At 45.4% G+C, this 17,087-nt stretch carries 12 protein-coding genes; 8 read left to right on the forward strand and 4 right to left on the reverse strand.

Annotation, left to right across the window (positions count from 1 at the left end; genetic code table 11):
• Window positions 1–104 precede the first annotated feature (104 nt).
• From FJQ87_RS09430 to FJQ87_RS09440, 3 genes are all read left to right on the forward strand, one after another.
• Complete coding sequence (locus tag FJQ87_RS09430; protein WP_140932424.1) at window positions 105–1,346, forward strand: DUF2066 domain-containing protein; 1,242 nt, start codon at window positions 105–107, stop codon at window positions 1,344–1,346.
• 109 nt (window positions 1,347–1,455) lie between these two features.
• A complete protein-coding gene (gene hda, locus FJQ87_RS09435) occupies window positions 1,456–2,166 on the forward strand; it encodes a DnaA inactivator Hda (protein ID WP_140932425.1) in 711 nt (236 codons plus the stop codon).
• 123 nt (window positions 2,167–2,289) lie between these two features.
• Entirely contained in the window at window positions 2,290–3,615 is a 1,326-nt protein-coding gene (locus tag FJQ87_RS09440; protein WP_140934043.1) for an IS4 family transposase, read from the forward strand.
• Window positions 3,616–3,688: 73 nt separating this feature from the next.
• Here FJQ87_RS09440 and FJQ87_RS09445 read toward each other — a convergent pair whose 3' ends face one another.
• The 4 genes from FJQ87_RS09445 to FJQ87_RS09460 all read right to left on the reverse strand — a co-directional run bounded on the left by FJQ87_RS09445 (window position 3,689) and on the right by FJQ87_RS09460 (window position 8,014).
• On the reverse strand, window positions 3,689–5,614 hold the full coding sequence (locus tag FJQ87_RS09445) for a hypothetical protein (protein WP_140932426.1): 1,926 nt from the start codon (window positions 5,612–5,614) through the stop codon (window positions 3,689–3,691).
• A gap of 122 nt (window positions 5,615–5,736) precedes the next feature.
• Window positions 5,737–6,111, reverse strand: a complete 375-nt coding sequence (locus tag FJQ87_RS09450) for a DUF2069 domain-containing protein (protein WP_140932427.1) — start codon at window positions 6,109–6,111, stop codon at window positions 5,737–5,739.
• 56 nt (window positions 6,112–6,167) lie between these two features.
• Window positions 6,168–6,521 (reverse strand): arsenate reductase (glutaredoxin), encoded by a 354-nt coding sequence (gene arsC / locus FJQ87_RS09455; protein WP_140932428.1) that lies wholly within the window; start codon window positions 6,519–6,521, stop codon window positions 6,168–6,170.
• Window positions 6,522–6,589: 68 nt separating this feature from the next.
• Window positions 6,590–8,014, reverse strand: a complete 1,425-nt coding sequence (locus FJQ87_RS09460; RefSeq protein WP_140932429.1) for a M48 family metalloprotease — start codon at window positions 8,012–8,014, stop codon at window positions 6,590–6,592.
• A gap of 177 nt (window positions 8,015–8,191) precedes the next feature.
• Here FJQ87_RS09460 and FJQ87_RS09465 point away from each other — a divergent pair, with 177 nt between their 5' ends.
• From FJQ87_RS09465 to FJQ87_RS09485, 5 genes are all read left to right on the forward strand, one after another.
• Window positions 8,192–8,410: a sulfurtransferase TusA family protein gene (locus FJQ87_RS09465; RefSeq protein ID WP_140932430.1), complete on the forward strand. Its 219-nt coding sequence runs from the start codon at window positions 8,192–8,194 to the stop codon at window positions 8,408–8,410.
• A gap of 42 nt (window positions 8,411–8,452) precedes the next feature.
• On the forward strand, window positions 8,453–9,529 hold the full coding sequence (locus FJQ87_RS09470) for an AI-2E family transporter (protein WP_140932431.1): 1,077 nt from the start codon (window positions 8,453–8,455) through the stop codon (window positions 9,527–9,529).
• 755 nt (window positions 9,530–10,284) lie between these two features.
• On the forward strand, window positions 10,285–11,373 hold the full coding sequence (locus FJQ87_RS09475; RefSeq protein WP_140932432.1) for an OmpA family protein: 1,089 nt from the start codon (window positions 10,285–10,287) through the stop codon (window positions 11,371–11,373).
• A gap of 2 nt (window positions 11,374–11,375) precedes the next feature.
• The gene (locus tag FJQ87_RS09480) at window positions 11,376–15,218 is read left to right on the forward strand and encodes an Ig-like domain-containing protein (protein WP_140932433.1); all 3,843 of its coding nucleotides are present in this window, start codon (window positions 11,376–11,378) and stop codon (window positions 15,216–15,218) included.
• A 142-nt stretch (window positions 15,219–15,360) separates the two neighbouring features.
• The gene (locus FJQ87_RS09485) at window positions 15,361–16,680 is read left to right on the forward strand and encodes an IS4 family transposase (protein ID WP_140930149.1); all 1,320 of its coding nucleotides are present in this window, start codon (window positions 15,361–15,363) and stop codon (window positions 16,678–16,680) included.
• Window positions 16,681–17,087: the final 407 nt, after the last annotated feature.

Here is a 17,087-nt window from a genome sequence, read left to right on the forward strand (position 1 = left end):
GCGTTATTCGAGAACTTCAAATCATCCAAGGGGATAGGATCGCGAACTTAAGTTTCTGTGGTACACTTTGGCCATTATATTGTCATTGGGATTATTGCGGATAAATGCGTAAATTATTTATTCTGTTCATCGTTTTGAACACTTATGTGTGGTCAAACTTTGCTAATGCGGTGGTAGTTCAACAACTTAATCAGGCTGTTGTCCCTGTCACTGATAGAAGTGTGGATGCCCGCAAAGTGGCCTTAGCGGATGCACTTAAACAAGTCATCATCAAAAATACTGGCAATCCTAATGCATTAACTAATCCGCTTGTTCAGGCGCAAATTAACGATCCCGATGCGATATTGCGCCAATTTGGTTACCTGCAAATTGAAGGTCAATTAGCTGTGATGGCAAGCTTTGATGAACGCAGATTAATATCGTTATTGCGCGAAGCTAATGTGCCGATATGGGGTAAGCAACGCCCCCTCATTTTAATGTGGCTGGCCAATGATGATCAACAAGCGACACTGGACCCGCGCCGACTGGTGGGCGATGAAAGTAGCTTAACCATACGCAAAGATTTTAAGCAGCAAGGCCAAGATGCTGGCGTGCCATTATTATTCCCAGTGCTTGATTTAGACGACATGATGTTAGTGAGTGTGACCGATGTGGCTGGCGGTTTGACTGGCAATATTGCGCAAGCATCACTGCGCTATGGCGCCGATTACTTTGCTATTACTTCTGTGTTGGCTGATGCTACGGGTTGGAAATATCGTCTTGCTTTATATAAGCAGCCAAGCGCCGATGAAACTCAAGGTGCCATAGTGCCTTTACTGTCTGATAGTGGTAGTGCGGTCACTGAGCTTGAAGCCAGTCAAGCCATCATAAGTAAAATCAGTCAGTTCTTAGTTCAACGTTATGCGGTTGCAGATAATGGCGAGGGCACTCGTTTGCAATTGCAGGTGGGCGGCTTATCTAACTTGGAAGATATGCATAAACTGCAAACCTATCTGCAGCAACTGAGTGTGGTTAAACAAATTACCTTAAGTGAGCTCAAGCCTTCAGCGGCGATTTATCAGATAAGCTTATTCTCTAATGAGCAAGATTTTCAGCGCTTATTGGCGTTAGAGGCTCGCTTGTCACCTGTGAGCCCATTTAAAACCACAAACTCGCCAGCCAGTGTTAATGCTCAAGTTGATATGAATGTGGCAGGGGATGTGAATGCTGCAGGGACTAATACTCAGACCGATGTAAATACCGGAGTAAGTATGGCGCCATTAACCGGTGCCGCTGTTACCCCTGTGCCAAATCCGGTGGCAGCGCCTAACGAAGCGCTAACGACCTTGTACTATTTGTGGCAATAATCACCGCTTGACGTTCAAATCGACGTCAAACTAGGTGAAATTGATATTTTATCCGGCGTACGTGGTAAACTGTACGCCTTATAACGGCTCGGTGATTGAGAATTTTTGATTGACACAAAACTCACCTATACAGTTATCTTTACCGGTACATTTACCGGATGACGAAACATTCAACAGTTATTATCCTGCCACCGGCAACGATGAACTGATCCAAACCCTGCAAATATCTGCGGCCGGGGAAGGCGCTCACATCATTTATTTATGGGGGCCTATCAAATCTGGTCGTACCCATTTGTTGCATGCCGCTTGCGCTTACGCCAATGATAAAGACAGGCGTAGTTTTTATTTACCTATGGGAATTCATGCCAGTATCTCTCCAGCCTTGCTTGAAGGTTTAGAGCAGCTTGATTTGATTTGTATCGATGATGTTGATGCTATTGCAGGCCACCCATTATGGGAAGAGGCTTTATTCGATTTATATAATCGTGTCACTGAACATGGTCGTTGCTCCTTAATAGTGAGCGCCGCTAAGCCCATTAGTGACATAGGTATTTTACTGCCAGATTTGTTATCGCGGATGCAGTGGGGCATTAACTATCAATTGCAACCAATGGCCGATGATGAAAAGTTAGCAGCATTGCAGCGCCGTAGCGCTATGCGTGGCTTGCATTTGCCTGATGATGTTGGTCGTTTCTTGTTAAATAGAATGGCGCGCGACTTACGCACCTTGTTTGATGTGCTTGATAAGTTAGATAAAGCCTCAATGATCCATCAGCGTAAATTAACTATCCCATTCGTGAAAGAAACGCTTCGCCTCTAATCTATGCTATCTAATCAATAAAAAGCACAGCCGAGGCTGTAATGCCGATCAGTTAAGACAGATCGCTTGACGATCTCACTGAAAGGATCAAAATCCGATGACCCCATGTCATCGGATTTTTTTATGCAACTTTCAGAAGCTTTGGCGCGTACTCATATCAATCGCCATACCGAATTCACCTGTCTGGCCGATGTGCTTGAGCCAGATTTAATTCAGTCGTGCCTTGATTCACATGGTGTTGCCAGTTTACGGCGACGTAAGTTACCTATGGATGCCATGATTTGGGCGGTGATTGGTATGGCTCTGTTCAGAGGCGAGTCCGTCCGCTCTCTCATCAATAAGCTTGATATCGTCTTACCTCAAGAGGTGGATTACGTGGCTCGCAGCGCTGTCACGCAAGCGCGCAAGCGCCTGGGCTCTGACGTTGTTCAGGATGTGTTTAAGCGAAGCGCCAAGACTTGGCATGAGAGAGCAGAGCATCCTCATTGGTGTGGACTCAACCTCTACGGTGTCGATGGTGTCGTGTGGCGAACACCTGATAGTGAGCAAAACAACCAGGCCTTTGCCAAAACCGCCAATGCTGCTGGTGATGCTGCCTATCCTCAAATTCGTATGGTTTGCATGATGGAATTAAGCAGTCACTTGGTATTGAACAGCGCCTTTGATTCTGTTGCTGTCAGTGAAATGAATTTAGCCGCCGAACTGATATCCAGCATACCCAATAACAGCCTGACGCTGTTTGACAGAGGCTTCTATTCGTTGGGGCTTTTGCACGCCTGGCAACAGGCTCAACCTAACAGCCACTGGCTGCTGCCGTTGAAGAAAGGGACACAATATGAAGTGGTACGCTCTTTAGGAAAACACGACCAACTGGTGCAGTTAACCACCACACCTCAAGCCAGAAAGAAGTGGCCTATGCTGCCTGACAATATTGAAGCTCGCTTACTGACGAAGACGGTAAAAGGTAAGTTGGTTTCAATTTTGACCTCATTAACTGACCCCTTGCGTTATCCGGGGGCCGAGATAGTGGATTTATATGCCCATCGATGGGAGATAGAAGTGGGCTATCGGGAGATGAAGCAGCATCTGCTGGAGAGTCGCTTTACGTTACGCAGTCAATTGCCAGAGCTGGTTATCCAAGAATTGTGGGGGGTACTGTTGGCCTATAACCTCATCAGATACAAGATGGTGTTGATGGCTAAAAGCTTACCGTCGTTACATCCGAACCAATTGAGCTTTAGAGATGCGTCGAGTTATATCATTTTAAAACTGACTCAGCTGTCATCTCAAACGCGAGGGAATGTCCCGAGAGATGTCTTGGACATAGTGCGTAATGCGAGACAGTTCAAGCTTGATGGGAAACGGGATAGGGCCTATCCACGTGCGTTAAAAATGAGTAAAAACAAGTATCCCATTAAGCCTAAGAAAAATGCCGTTCACACTAAGTGAACGGCATTACAGCCGAGGCTGTGCTTTTTGATTTAATCAATTCATCCTGCAATACCAGTTTTACTCTCTAGCGTTAGTAGTTAGCGCCTTTGATAGTTAAGCCTTGGTGGCGACCATGGACATTTACTTCCGGTAAGCGCAGTGGCGATGCCATGCTGCGATTACTTGGCGCTATGGTATTTGGTGAAATGGCAAGATTCGCGGCCCAGCTGCGACCTGGCGTCATTAATATTGGCTCAGGTAAACTGCTGATCAATTTGTCACCAGTTTGTTCTGGCAGCATAGCATCAATCACAAAAGCGGCGCGGCTTGCTAAGCTATTATCGCCAATCCGGCCTCTTTGGCCCCATTCCACCACAATACTGTCTGCGGTTAAACTGGCCGGTTTGTCTGTTACGGCCACATCCCTTAGTACGCCAAGGCGATAGCTCATCATCGCCTCTTCAAATAACATGGCTGCATCTTCGCGTATGGTAGAATAATTGTAAAAATCATTGGCAACATCTTGATTGAAAAACCCGCTGATATCTGCCGGTAAATATTGCTTTTGCGCCGCGCTAACGCTGGCGCCTCTAAATCTTACTTGAGCTAAGCCTTGCATCGCATCACTTTGCAGTGGGTAGGCTTGGGTCAACACACTGCTGACTAAAGTGCCTGCGTCGTTGCGGGCATTATAAGCATCAATAAAGGTATCTCCAACCAACTGCTGATGCACGCTGCGCGGGAAAAAATCATTGGCATGAGCCAGTTCATGGTAAAGCAGCGAGGCAAAATCCGCTTCAATATCCGCTAAACTTCGCGATTCTCGAACATTGATAGGGATATTACTGCTCGCGTATTGGTTGTTTTTAACGTAACGCCATGGCATATAAAACTGCAGTTCATCGCCAAAACCTGAACGATAATCTGGCGCTTCGTTGATAGTATCGCGCTCACTTGGCGTTAACCATAAATCACTGGGGTCGAGATAAATCGCGCCTGTGACTACCCAGTAAAAAGATGGCCTAACATCATAACTTATGATGATGGCACTGACCGATTGCAGTAGATTTACAAAATCACTGTTAGGGTCCATTTGCCTAAGAAATAAGGCAAAATTATCACCCATCCAAGGGTGTGACACTAATACCCGCTCTAAAATCGCGTCAATATTGTTGGCATTTGATGTTTGGCCAATTAACGGCAAGCGCGCGATAGTGCAAGTGTTTACTAAGCTATTGGAGTAAATGCAGCTTTCTAGCGCTTTTTGATAATTAGAGGCGCGATAAGCATGCACTCTGGCGACGGGTTCATCAAAATAACTGGAGCTGATGGTAGGCTCTTGGGTTATTAAGGCATAAGCTCGGTCGGTATGCACTTGACCATTGACGCTCGCTTGTACTTTTAGCACGCTTAAGGTATCAGCATTAACCTGTGGTGCAGTAAACAAGGGGCGAAGGGGCTGCGACACATCAAGTCCTAGATCTGGGCCACTTTGAATACACCAACTGACTTGGGTTGGCGTTGCTGCGCCATCTAAACGAAAACTGACATTATTACCTTCAACTACTTGATGATCTAACCGCGCTAATAACGCTGGGGTTTCATCAATAATTTCTATGGTGACTTGTTCAATGCTGGTATTGGCGCCTGGTAATTCAATGCTTACTTCAAACTGATAACTGCCTGCTTGTGTGGCTTCAAAGGCTAATACTGGGCTAGTGGGGCTTAATAACGTTAGGGCAGGGCCTGCAATTTGGCGCCATTGGTAACGCCATTGTTGACTATGGCTTTTGGATTGAATGATGAGGCTATGATTTTGATTGCGATAATAATTAGCTTCTGTGAGTAAGCGATATTGGCTGCGATCGATTGCTGTCACGAGCGATAAGGGCGCCTCACAGCGAGTCAGATTATCGATAGGAGGCTGTGGCGGAGCTGGTTCGGCAGAATCCGAGCCACAGGCTGAAACGAACAAACTGGCCAAGAGAGCAAGATAAATATTAGGGTTCTTATCCATAAAGCCTCGTTAACAATAGTCGTTTTTTTTGTTACGAAACGACTATAACACGGCTTGTTTATCTTAAAAACTACTCAATTGAAAAGGTTGGCAACGCTACCGAGTGCAATTGCCAACCCCATTTAGGCTTTATGTTTTTTTAATCCTAAGCCAAGTTCTCGACCCTTTAGGCGCGCAAACAACGAAAAAGTGATTAAACAAAACATGAGTAAGGCACTTTCTATGCTGGCAAATATTCTCAGTTCTGGGCTTACCCACCATAACGTTAAGCTGTGCAGTAGGTATAAGCACAAGATAAATCCTGCCCAAGCGAAGGTATAAGGTCGCCCTTCAATGATCCCTTTCATGGGGAGCAATATAGGCAGCAAACCAATAAGACTAAACCAAGGAGAATAACCATTGCCCGCAAAAGCGGCGCTAATAAAATAGTAGCTAAGTAGTATTATCAGGCCGGCATAGCCAATGCGGCTTGCCAGTAATAACCCTTGGGTCGACATAAAACCTCCATTTAAAACATGCGACTAGCGAGTGCCAATGATGAACTGCAGCCAACTTACGCTAACAAGGTCAGTAATTGCTCTGGCGGACGGGCGATAATAGCGCGATCGTTGACAATAACAATCGGGCGCTCAATCAGCTTGGGATAATCCACTAAGGCTTGACGCAATACGCTCTCATCATTGCTATCAGCCAGGGCTAACTCTTTATATTCAGCTTCTTTGGTGCGCATCAACTGACGCGCACTATCAAATCCTAATAATGACAAGAGCTTAGCTATATCTGCGAGAACGGGCGGTTGCTGCAAATACAACACCACCTCAATATCACAATTATGCTGTTCTAGCAGCGCCAGCGCTTCGCGACTTTTTGAACATCTAGGGTTATGATAAATAACAACTTTGCCCATACATACCTCTCCTAATTGGGAAGGCGCAGTCTAGCATTTTGTGATCTATCCCGCTATTTGAATTCATCCTATTTAAATTCATCTAAGGTACGCTCAAGCTGCTTAAATTGCCGAATTCTGGCGTCAATCCGTGCTTGCTCTAAAGGATCATTGACCGCCGCGCGATAAGCGTAATTTAGCTGATCGATAGCACCTGCATAATCGGCGACTAAACCTAAAGATTCTGCGCGGGTATAAAACTCCATTGCTTTGTTATTTAAGTCTTTATAGGCTTGCGTTAACAACTGCAGCGGCAAGGCATTCTTTCTATCTAGAAAGATCATTTCTTGCAGCAACGGAATGGCTTTAGCAGGTTGCTTGGCTTCAATATAGGCATTGGCTAGGTTAAGAGTCACCACTTGCGAGGTCGGTTTTAAGGCGCGCTCAGCAAGCAACATCGCAATGGTTTGATCAAAAGCTTTACGCTGCAACAATAAATCCGTTTTGGTATCTAGATAAAAGAGGTTGTTGGCATCCTTGGCCAAGAGTCCATCTATGATGGCTTCGGCCTCCTGGTACTTTTTATTACGAAATAGCGCCAAGCTTTTGCCATAAAGCGCGGCTTCTTTTACTTGATAGCTGTTCTTTTTCAATTGGTCGTTAAACATAGTCAGCACAGCATCATCGCTGTAACTTGAAAATCTAACCTGTACCCGCGCGCGCGCCAATTCGTAATTTAAGCTCACAGGTAAGCGCACTGGTGCATATTGAGCGGCGCGGCTGCGCGCTTCTGAAATCCGCGACTCTGGTAAGGGGTGGGTTAGCAACATTTGCGGCGGTTTAGTGGTAAAGCGATAGCGAGTGGCTATTTTATTAAAAAAATCGGCTGCGGCTTCAGGGTCAAATCCGGCATCAACCATGACTTGGGTACCAATACGGTCAGCTTCTTTTTCATGTAAGCGAGTGAAGTTGATAGAGCTTTGCTGCGACATGGCTTGCGTGGTCATTAATGCCGCCATACCGGCTTGAGGCGCGGCAATGGCTAATAGAATGCCGCCTAAAATACCAGCCACAGTGGCAGGCGTTGCTTTTTGCTGCGCCTCAATACCGCGGGCTATATGACGCTGCGTTACGTGAGTGATTTCGTGGGCGAGCACTGAAGCTAACTCACTTTCATTATCAGCATTTAAAAATAGGCCGGTATGAACGCCAACATGGCCGCCAAAGAAGGCAAAGGCGTTAATTTCATCATTATTTAATAAGAAGAAATAGAAGGGCGTTTTAACGCCTGTGGCATTGGCCACTAAACGATTGCCAAGTTCAGTCAGATACTGACTCAATACCGGATCGTTAATCACAGGGGCCGAACCGCGGATAATCCGCATGTAAGTGTCACCGTAAAGTTGTTCTTTTTCTAAACTGAAGGTATTAATCGCCGCAGTGCCGAGTTCTGGCAAATTTTGGCTGTCAGAAGTTAATGTCTGATTCGCCGATGCGACAGCAAAATTGGACATAGCCAAGGTCAGACTTAAGACTGAGGCGATACAGGTTACCCTTAGGTGATATGGCAGTGACTTAGGCAAGATGATCCTTATTTTTCTGTGATTTATCTTCTGCGCTAGCGGTGCAAGTCTTGTGCATCCGAGGGCAAGTTAGCATAATAGTCTGCACTTATAGAAGGCAAGCGGATTATGGAATTTATTGACTTAACTGACCACCGTTGTCCATACCCGTTAGTGACAGTAAAAATGGCACTAAAACAGATGTCTGTGGGAATGCAGTTGCACGTTTTGTTATCAGACAAGCAATCTTGCAAGGATGTTCCCGCTTATATAAAAAAACAGGGCCATACAGTGAGTACAGCCCCTACAGAGTTGGGATTTTTGGCGGTTTGGATCACCAAAGCCTGATTTATTCTCACTCTTTACTCAAAAGTTTTGATGGAAGTAACAATGCTGAGTTTTGTCAATAATTGGTATAAAGATCGTTTCAGTGACCCGCAAGCTGTCACTCTGGTATTTATATTAGTGGTGCTGGCTTCATTAATTTATTTCGGTGGCGGCTTACTGGCACCTATTTTGGTGGCATTAGTACTGGCGTTTTTGCTGGAATGGCCGGTTGCACAAATGAGTCGGCTTGGAATTAACCGCGTGGCTGGGGCTTCATTAGTCTTAGTGTTATTTATTGGACTAATGGTGTTACTCACCTTCGGTTTGCTCCCAAGCTTATGGCGCCAAGGCGGCGCATTACTGACCGAACTGCCGCGCATGGTCGATAAAGGCTTGTTATTAGCTGAATCGCTCGTGACTCAATACCCACAATATATGTCATCCGAGCAACTAAGTAGCATGATTGACTCAGTCAGGGCCTTACTTGATACCCAGCATTTGCTTGATTTTGGTAAGCATTTATTAGGTTATTCGGCCTCTTTATTGGTGTGGATGGTGTACGCGATTTTAGTGCCGTTATTAGTGTTTTTCTTTTTAAAAGATAAACAAGAGTTAATTAATGGCGCCAAGCGTTTCTTCCCCAATAATCGCGAATTAGCGGGTCAAGTCTGGTCGGAAATGCACCAGCAAATCTTCAATTACATTCGCGGTAAAGTGATTGAAATTGTGATTGTAGGTATCGCCAGTTACATCTTTTTTGCGGTCATGGATTTACGTTACGCGGCGCTGCTTGGAGTATTAACCGGTTTATCTGTGTTAATTCCTTATGTTGGCGCCACCTTAGTGACCTTACCGATTGCGCTAGTGGCTTTTTTTCAGTGGGGATTTAGCGCTGAATTTGGTTATTTAATGTTAGGGTACGGCATTATTCAAGCCATAGATGGTAACGTGTTGGTGCCCGTATTATTCTCTGATGCCGTGGACTTACACCCGGTCATGATTATTGCCGCGGTATTAGTGTTTGGCGGCCTGTGGGGCTTTTGGGGGGTATTTTTTGCAATTCCGTTAGCGTCACTCATTAAAGCGGTAATCAATGCTTGGCCTAAATCAAGCGTGAACACTAAGGTCAATGCGCCCTAAGCTGAACCGAAATAACCGCAATAAGAGTAATAGCATAAAACAAAGGCGCCGATGGGCGCCTTTACTTTATGCGCATCATAAAGGCAACTTAGGCGTTGAATTCGCAGGTATTAAATTGGCGAACACTCATGCTCAATTCTCGAATGAATGATCCAGACTCCATTCATTGCTCTATATGAGTACAAGGTAATAGCGATATAAGTGCTTTATATTTTAATGTGGCTGACATAGCGTTTTATATAAATGACCGGATTAATCTGGCAATAACAATGCCTCATTGCACTCTGTTATTGTGCGCTGCTATATAAGGGGGAATGCTGAATGTCTCGAGTAAATGGCAGGCTTCTTTCATTAAAATCAATTAATGTTAATTATTCCTCTGTCTTGGAATAAGATTTCCGAATAATCATCTGTGAAATGTTTTCATACAAATATTTTTCAACGAAAATTAAATGGATATTTTATGGCTAAAACCCTGAGCAGATAAGCAGTAGCTTAAGTGAATGGTGATATTTGATATTGATTTTGGCCATGATGACTCAGTGCACTTAAGTATTTAATCTTGCTTATGGCTTTAGTCTATTGTTAGGATGCGGGTAATTAATCTTTTAGTAATCGCTCTTTATTGGGCTGAATATGGAGTAAAGGTGTTGCTATAAAATGGCGTTAGAAATACATCATGACCACTCTATAGCTGTAGTTTTACTATAAATTCATGCCATTGGACTTTTTACTTAATTACCATGGATGACAATATGTTGCCTCATCGAATACTCAGTCGGAGTAACCTTGCAAAACAGTGTATCCTGCTTGCTTTATACGCTAGTGGCTCAGTCTACGCCGCCGAACAATTAACTCCACAAGCGTTTAATTCAGCTAATTATCCTGCGAATGTACAAGGCCCAAATACTTTGCCTACTAGCTATTTCTATATGGGCGGTGAGTTAGGCATTAATCATTATCAACATGGCTGCGACTCTGGAAGCCTGGATTGCGATAAAAACGCGACCATGGCAGGATTTTTTGCGGGTTATCAGTTTAATCAATATCTTGCCCTGGAGGCTGCCTACATTGATTTAGGTAGCGCTAAGGCCGCTTATTTAGAAGGCGGCAAAAACCAAGCCTACGAAGGCACTATGCAGGGGGTTAATTTATCTGCCGTGGCGTCAATGCCAGTGTATGAAGATTTCACTGTATTTGCCAAGGCTGGGGTATTTAATTGGTATGGTGAAAACAAAGGCCCTTTTGCAACTTTAAAGGCCGATGACTGGGCGCCATCTGTGGGCCTTGGTATGACTTATCAAATCAGTGACGCTTGGCAGGCAAGGATGCAATACCAGTATTTTCATCATCTCGGTAATGATGATATTGGCGGCACTAACGCTCATGCCACCAGTGTAGGTATTAGTTATCAATTTGGCCGCGCTCGACCTGAAATCATCACTCAGATTGTCACTAATACCGTTATCACTGCTGCGCCCACAGAATTAGAGCCAGTGACTTTCCCGGTATTATTTGATTTTGACAGTAGCAAACTGTTATTTGTGGATTCACTGCAGATTGTGGTTAAGCGCTTAACTCAATATCCAGACGCTAAGGTTGTTTTACAGGGGTTTAGCGATAGCCAAGGTGAGCGCGAATATAACTTAGGATTAGCGGCAGAGCGCACCGACGCTATTAAGCAATATTTGCTGGAGCGTGGCGTTAAACCTGAGCAAATGATTACTGAAAATTACGGCGAGCAATATCCGGCCGATACTGCCATCAGCGAAGATCAAAAGTATTTAAATCGTCGCGTGCAAGTAGTATTGCCGTCAATGACCTTGCAACCGCAGGAACAATAATAATGACTTATCTCTCTCAAATTAAATTCGCCTTATTATCCATCTTGCTGTTATTAAGTGGGTGTGGTGATGGCAGTAATTCAGGTTTCCCTAGTGGTTGTGGTAACGCGGGTAATTTATGTGTTAGCGCCTTAACTATTAGCCCTAATGCCTCTGGAATATTAGTGGGCGGTCAACAAAGTTATCAAGCTATGGCAACGTTAACTGATGGTAGTGAAGTTAATATTACCGATAAAGTGACTTGGTCCGTGGATAAGCCTAATGTCGCGACCTTAATGGTTGCTGGTAATAATGTGGCTGCCACTGGGGTTGCTGATGGTGTTGCCACTGTAATCGCTCATTATCACGACTTACAAGCGAGCGCCGAACTGGTGGTGGGCGCTATTAGCGTGAGTATCATGCCATCGACGAGCACCATACTGACTAACATGGAGCAAAGTTATCAAGCCTTTGCCATTTTTTCTAATGGCTTACAGCTAGATGTTACGCCGCAAGTGACTTGGCAAAGCGCTAATGCCGCGGTTGCGACTATTAGCGTGACCGAAGATGGCGTACTGGCCAAAGGTGTCGCGGAAGGCGTGGCCTCTATTAGTGCAAGTTATCAAAATAAGTCGATTTATGCGCAGCTTAATGTAGTTAATAGTACTCCAGAAACCTTAGTGATAACCCCTGCGAGCGATGTGCTGCCAAAAGGAGCCGCTAAACAATACAGCGCGTTTTTAACGACTAGCAGCGGTGATGTGATTGATGTGACGACTAAAGTCACCTGGCAAGTTGCCAATAGCGCGATAGCGAGCATAGATGCCGATGCCTGGTTAAGCACACTATCTGTCGGCTCAAGCCAAATTTCAGCCACCTTGGTGTATAACGCTAAGACGTTGACGGCTAGTTCCAGCTTAACAGTGAGTAATGCGCAGCTTAGCTCAATTGCGATTACGCCAGTGGATGGAGTCTTTCCTGTTGGCAAAATGGGGGTTTATCACGCTCGGGGCAATTTCTCTGATGGTAGTGTGATTGATATTACCCGCGCATCTACTTGGGCGATTGCCAATCCCAAGGTTGCCAAAATCATAGCTACAGGTATTTTTGCCGGCGATACTATCGCCACCGCTGCAGGAAAAACCAGTGTCAGCGCCACTTTTAATAACATGACAGCCTCCACCAGTTTAGAAGTCAGTGACGCGAAACTGGTTAATATCAGCATGAACCCGCAAAATGTTACCGCGCCGCTCGGAACCAAAGTCGCTTATAGCGCTTATGCCCGTTATTCCGATGGCTCAAAGCAAGACATTACTAAATTGGCCGTTTGGAACAGTAGTGATACCAGTGTTGCGGCCATTGAATTTAGCCGCGCATTATCTGGCGTCACGAGTAACCTAGCCGAAGGTCAGACCGATATTTCTGTTAGCTTTGGCGGGCTTAGTCAGTCAACGCCGCATACAGTCAATGACGCTGTGATTGAGTCCTTACAAATTACTCCACAAAACCCGAGCGTACCTGTGGGCGTAGACGGTCAATTTACGGCGATTGCTTATTATTCTGATAAGAGCACGGCCGATGTCACCGATAGTGCCAACTGGCTAGTGGATGATTACAGTGTGGCGGCGGTTATCCCCAATGGGGTTAACGCAGGTTATGCCAAAGCCTTAAAAGAAGGTACCACACCATTAGTGGTTACATTTGCGGGGCAAACGGCAAGCACGCTTATAACTGTATCGGCCGCGACCTTAGAGTCTATCTCGTTAACGCCAACCATTGCTGAAGTTCCCGCGGGCACCACGCAGCAATATCAGTTATTCGGTGTGTTTTCTGATGGTAGTAATCATGATTTAAGTGCCTTTGCTCACTATCAAACCAGTGATAGCGCGTTAGTCACTATTGATAGCAATGGCTTAGCTAGCGCTCATCAATACAATGTTAAACCTGTTACAGTAACGGCAAGCTATAACGGCTTGCAGGCAAAGGCGACACTTAAAGTGACCGCAGGTTTACTTGATCATATTGAAGTGACGCCAGCGACACAGAACATAGCCATTGGCCATAAAGGGGAGTTGCAAGCCCGCGCGTTTTATTCTGACAACACTAGCGCCGATATTACTGCGCTGGCCACTTGGAGTGTGAACGATGGCAATGTGGCTTCGGTTGATAATACCCAAGCGAATAGCGGCGCTGTGTTGGGGATTAGCCAAGGTGTGGTAACAGTCACTGCCAACTTTGGTGGCAAAACCGCCAGTAATACTACGACGGTAACAGCGGCCGTGCTTGAAAGCGTGACTATTTCGCCAGTTCAAGCAACGTTGGTCGCAGGTTTAACTCAGCAGTATGCGCTTACAGCGCAGTTCTCTGATAACAGCAGTATTGATGTGACTAAGCTCAGCGCTTGGCAGTCGAGTGATGTCGCAACCGCTGCGATTGATAACTCGGGGCTTGCGCACACTTATAAAGATGGAAGCGTAAGTATTACTGCTAGCTATCAAGGGCAAAGCGCTAGCGCCAATTTATCTGTGCTCGCGGTTACCTTAACTGAGCTTAAGATCACCCCTGAAAATCCCAATGAGCCAGTCGGCAGTCAGGGGCAGTTCAGCGCCACCGGCTATTTTAGTAACGGTTTAACGGCTAACGTTACCCGCGGCGCCACTTGGAGCTCATCGGACTCAAGCGTGGTCAGCATAGTTGCCAGTGGCACGAAAGCCGGCCAAGCCAGTGCTGATAAGGTCGGGACTTCGACTATTAGCGCTAGCTTTGGCGGCGTAAGTGATACCAGCTTAGCGACAGTCACACAAGCGGAGCTGGTGAGCATAGTTATCACCCCTGGCATAGCTAGTGTGATGCAAGGCATGCAATATCAATTTAAAGCAACCGGCATCTATTCAGATAATGTCAGTAAAAACATTACTAATGCTGTGAATTGGCAAACATCTGATGCGAGCGTCGCTAGCATCACCAGCCAAGGTTTAGCCAAAGGCGAAAACAAAGGCACTACTGAGATAACGGCTAAGTATCAAGGTAAGCAGGCGCGCGCGACCTTAGTGGTGGCTGTGCCTGTGATCACCCGCTTAGACGTCATCCCCACGTTCACTGAATTACCTATAGGCAGCAGCATGTATTATCAAGCCATTGCTTATGATGCGACAGGGCAAGATTATGATGTGAGCAAGGCTGCTGATTGGCGTATGGTCAACCAGACTATTGCCCATGTGGATAATACTGTGGCTAATGGCGGCTATGTGACGGCATTATCTAAAGGGACAACTCAGATAGTGGTGAGTTTCGCTGGCAAGTCACAAACCGTGAGCGTACAAGTAACGCCAGCAGAAGTAACATCATTGATAATAACGCCAAGTGATATCACGATTCTTGATGGTGAAACCCAATTCTATGTGGCCACCGCGCAGTTTAGTGATGGTAGTAGTTTAGTGGTGACTAAGGAGAGCAGTTGGGTAAGTACCAATCCTGAGATTGCGACTATCACCACTAATGGTAACGCTATCGCCGCAGCTAAATATCATGGTGTCACTAATATTCAAGCGACTTATCAAGGTATTACGGCGCAAACAAGCTTAACAGTACAAGAGCGGGAAATTAAGGGCGTACAAGTTATTCCCCATGTTAAGTATCTTGACGTCGGTGAACAGTTGCAGATGAAATGCATGGTTGACTATGTAGATTACTCGGTTAACGATTGTACGGATGAAGCTTTGTGGACCATAGGTGATGATACTATTGCCCATGTTGAGCCTGAAGGCGGCTTAGTCACAGCCATAAAATCGGGGACGACTCGGGTGTTTGCCACCTACAAAGGCGTATCGAGTAAAAGTGATGATGGACAAGTGTCGGTAAGATAAGCCTCTTAAATTTGTTATTGCTAATAATGTGTTGTTGATAATAAAAGGTCACCTTAGGGTTAATGCCGATCGTTTTAAGTAGTTGAACGATCTTTCAAGGGCTTCATAATCAGCCGCAACCTAAGTTGCAGCTGATTTTTTTATGTCTGAATTTTCTAAAGAGCTACTCGTTACCGCTGAATTTTTCCAAGCGCAAGATATTGATGTATTCGCCAAACATGTTCCCATGGATTGGGTGGCTGAGGCTGTGCAACAAACTGGCAGGGCCTCGCTTCGAACCCGCCGTTTCCCTGCAGAGCAAGCTGTTTGGTTGGTTCTAGGCATTGGTTTGATGCGTAACCGCTCGATTCAGCAAGTCTGTGATACGCTCTCACTGGCATTTCCCGACTCCAAGGGGGAGCTCCCGCCACTGGCGACCAGTAGTATCATCAAAGCCAAAGAAAAGTTGGGTTCAGAGCCCATGCGTTATCTGTTCAAAACAACCGCTGCACAGTGGGAAACACAGTGCGAATTTGATGAGATAGCGGGATTGAAATTGCTCAGTGTTGATGGGACGTATTTTAAGACGCATAACACTGAAGAAAACCATCACTTTGGCTTTGCACAAAGCACGGCTTCTTTTCCCTCTGTGCTGGCGGTCACCTTAATGTCTACTCGTAGCCACTTACTTTCTGATGCGGCTTTCGGGCCTGTTACCCACAGTGAAATTCACTATGCACAGCAATTGGTTGGCTCAGCTCCCGAGAATTCGCTCACGTTGTTTGACCGTGGGTTTATGTCTGCCGAATTGCTCATCAGCTGGCAAGAAAGCGGTGCAAACACCCATTGGTTAACCCCGATAAAGTCTAAGACCCGCTATCAAATTATCGAGTCATTCTCAGAGTATGACCATCTGGTTGAGATGCCGGTATCACCCCAAGCTAAACAGCAAGCGCCTTATCTGGGGGAGAGCTGGCAAGCCCGCCTTATTCTTATTCCGTCACCCAAAGGTGATATCAAAGGGTTTATCACGTCCTGCCTATGCCCCAACAGCTATCCAGTGAACGATTTACTCAAGGTGTATTGGCAGCGATGGGAGATAGAGAGGGGTTATAGTGAGCTAAAGCAATATCAACTGGAAAATAAACCAGTCCTGCGCAGTAAGAAGAAGGATGGGGTGTATCAAGAATTATGGGGGATCTTAACGACCTACAATATTGTTCGGCTAGAGATGGCCGCAATGGCAGTGCAGCATAAAGTTGAGCCACAGAGGATAAGTTTCATTAATGCCCTGTTTTTAATACAGGATGAGTTTGGTTGGAGTGACAGAGGGAGTCCGGGAGCGATCCCACAGCACTTAAAACGACTGAGGGAAAATGGCAAAAGGTTGATTTTACCCCCAAAGAGGAAGCGGCCCAGCTACCCGCGTGTGGTGCTAAAGAAAACAGTGAAATATCCAAGTAAAAATGCCACTCGCTCTTAAGCGAGTGGCATTAACCTTAGGGTGGCCTTTTTATATGGAATAAATTTAAATGAAGATGTTATTTACCGCGGCTAAAAATATAAGCCAATACAGATGTTTTGAATATACCAATTTTGATTGTTAGGCATTAACTAATGTAATGCTTTAGAAATATACTGGCCGCGGCACTAATAGTGACTCAGTCAAAGACTTGTTATGTTAAATTCTTAAAAAAGCAACGACCCATAGAATAGCGGCATAATGTAGTGACCGGATTAGGGAGCAGGGCGAGAGCAGGAGTGTTTGGTTTTTGCTCACACCGTTAATCCCAGCCAAAATTACTTGCTCTAAATAGTTACTTTTCATTGCTGCCAATCAATGGCAATTTCCGTAGATATGTGAACGCCAATGGATTGATACGCTCAATA

The sequence above is a fragment of the Shewanella sp. SNU WT4 genome, assembly GCF_006494715.1.
Taxonomy (GTDB): Bacteria; Pseudomonadota; Gammaproteobacteria; order Enterobacterales; family Shewanellaceae; genus Shewanella.

Coding starts and splice junctions, on each gene's coding strand:
- FJQ87_RS09430 (WP_140932424.1), top strand. CDS start 105: ATGCGTAAATTATTTATTCTGTTCATCGTTTTGAACACTTATGTGTGG.
- FJQ87_RS09440 (WP_140934043.1), top strand. CDS start 2,290: ATGCAACTTTCAGAAGCTTTGGCGCGTACTCATATCAATCGCCATACC.
- FJQ87_RS09445 (WP_140932426.1), bottom strand. CDS start 5,614: ATGGATAAGAACCCTAATATTTATCTTGCTCTCTTGGCCAGTTTGTTC.
- FJQ87_RS09450 (WP_140932427.1), bottom strand. CDS start 6,111: ATGTCGACCCAAGGGTTATTACTGGCAAGCCGCATTGGCTATGCCGGC.
- arsC (WP_140932428.1), bottom strand. CDS start 6,521: ATGGGCAAAGTTGTTATTTATCATAACCCTAGATGTTCAAAAAGTCGC.
- FJQ87_RS09460 (WP_140932429.1), bottom strand. CDS start 8,014: ATGTCCAATTTTGCTGTCGCATCGGCGAATCAGACATTAACTTCTGAC.
- FJQ87_RS09465 (WP_140932430.1), top strand. CDS start 8,192: ATGGAATTTATTGACTTAACTGACCACCGTTGTCCATACCCGTTAGTG.
- FJQ87_RS09470 (WP_140932431.1), top strand. CDS start 8,453: ATGCTGAGTTTTGTCAATAATTGGTATAAAGATCGTTTCAGTGACCCG.
- FJQ87_RS09475 (WP_140932432.1), top strand. CDS start 10,285: ATGTTGCCTCATCGAATACTCAGTCGGAGTAACCTTGCAAAACAGTGT.
- FJQ87_RS09480 (WP_140932433.1), top strand. CDS start 11,376: ATGACTTATCTCTCTCAAATTAAATTCGCCTTATTATCCATCTTGCTG.
- FJQ87_RS09485 (WP_140930149.1), top strand. CDS start 15,361: ATGTCTGAATTTTCTAAAGAGCTACTCGTTACCGCTGAATTTTTCCAA.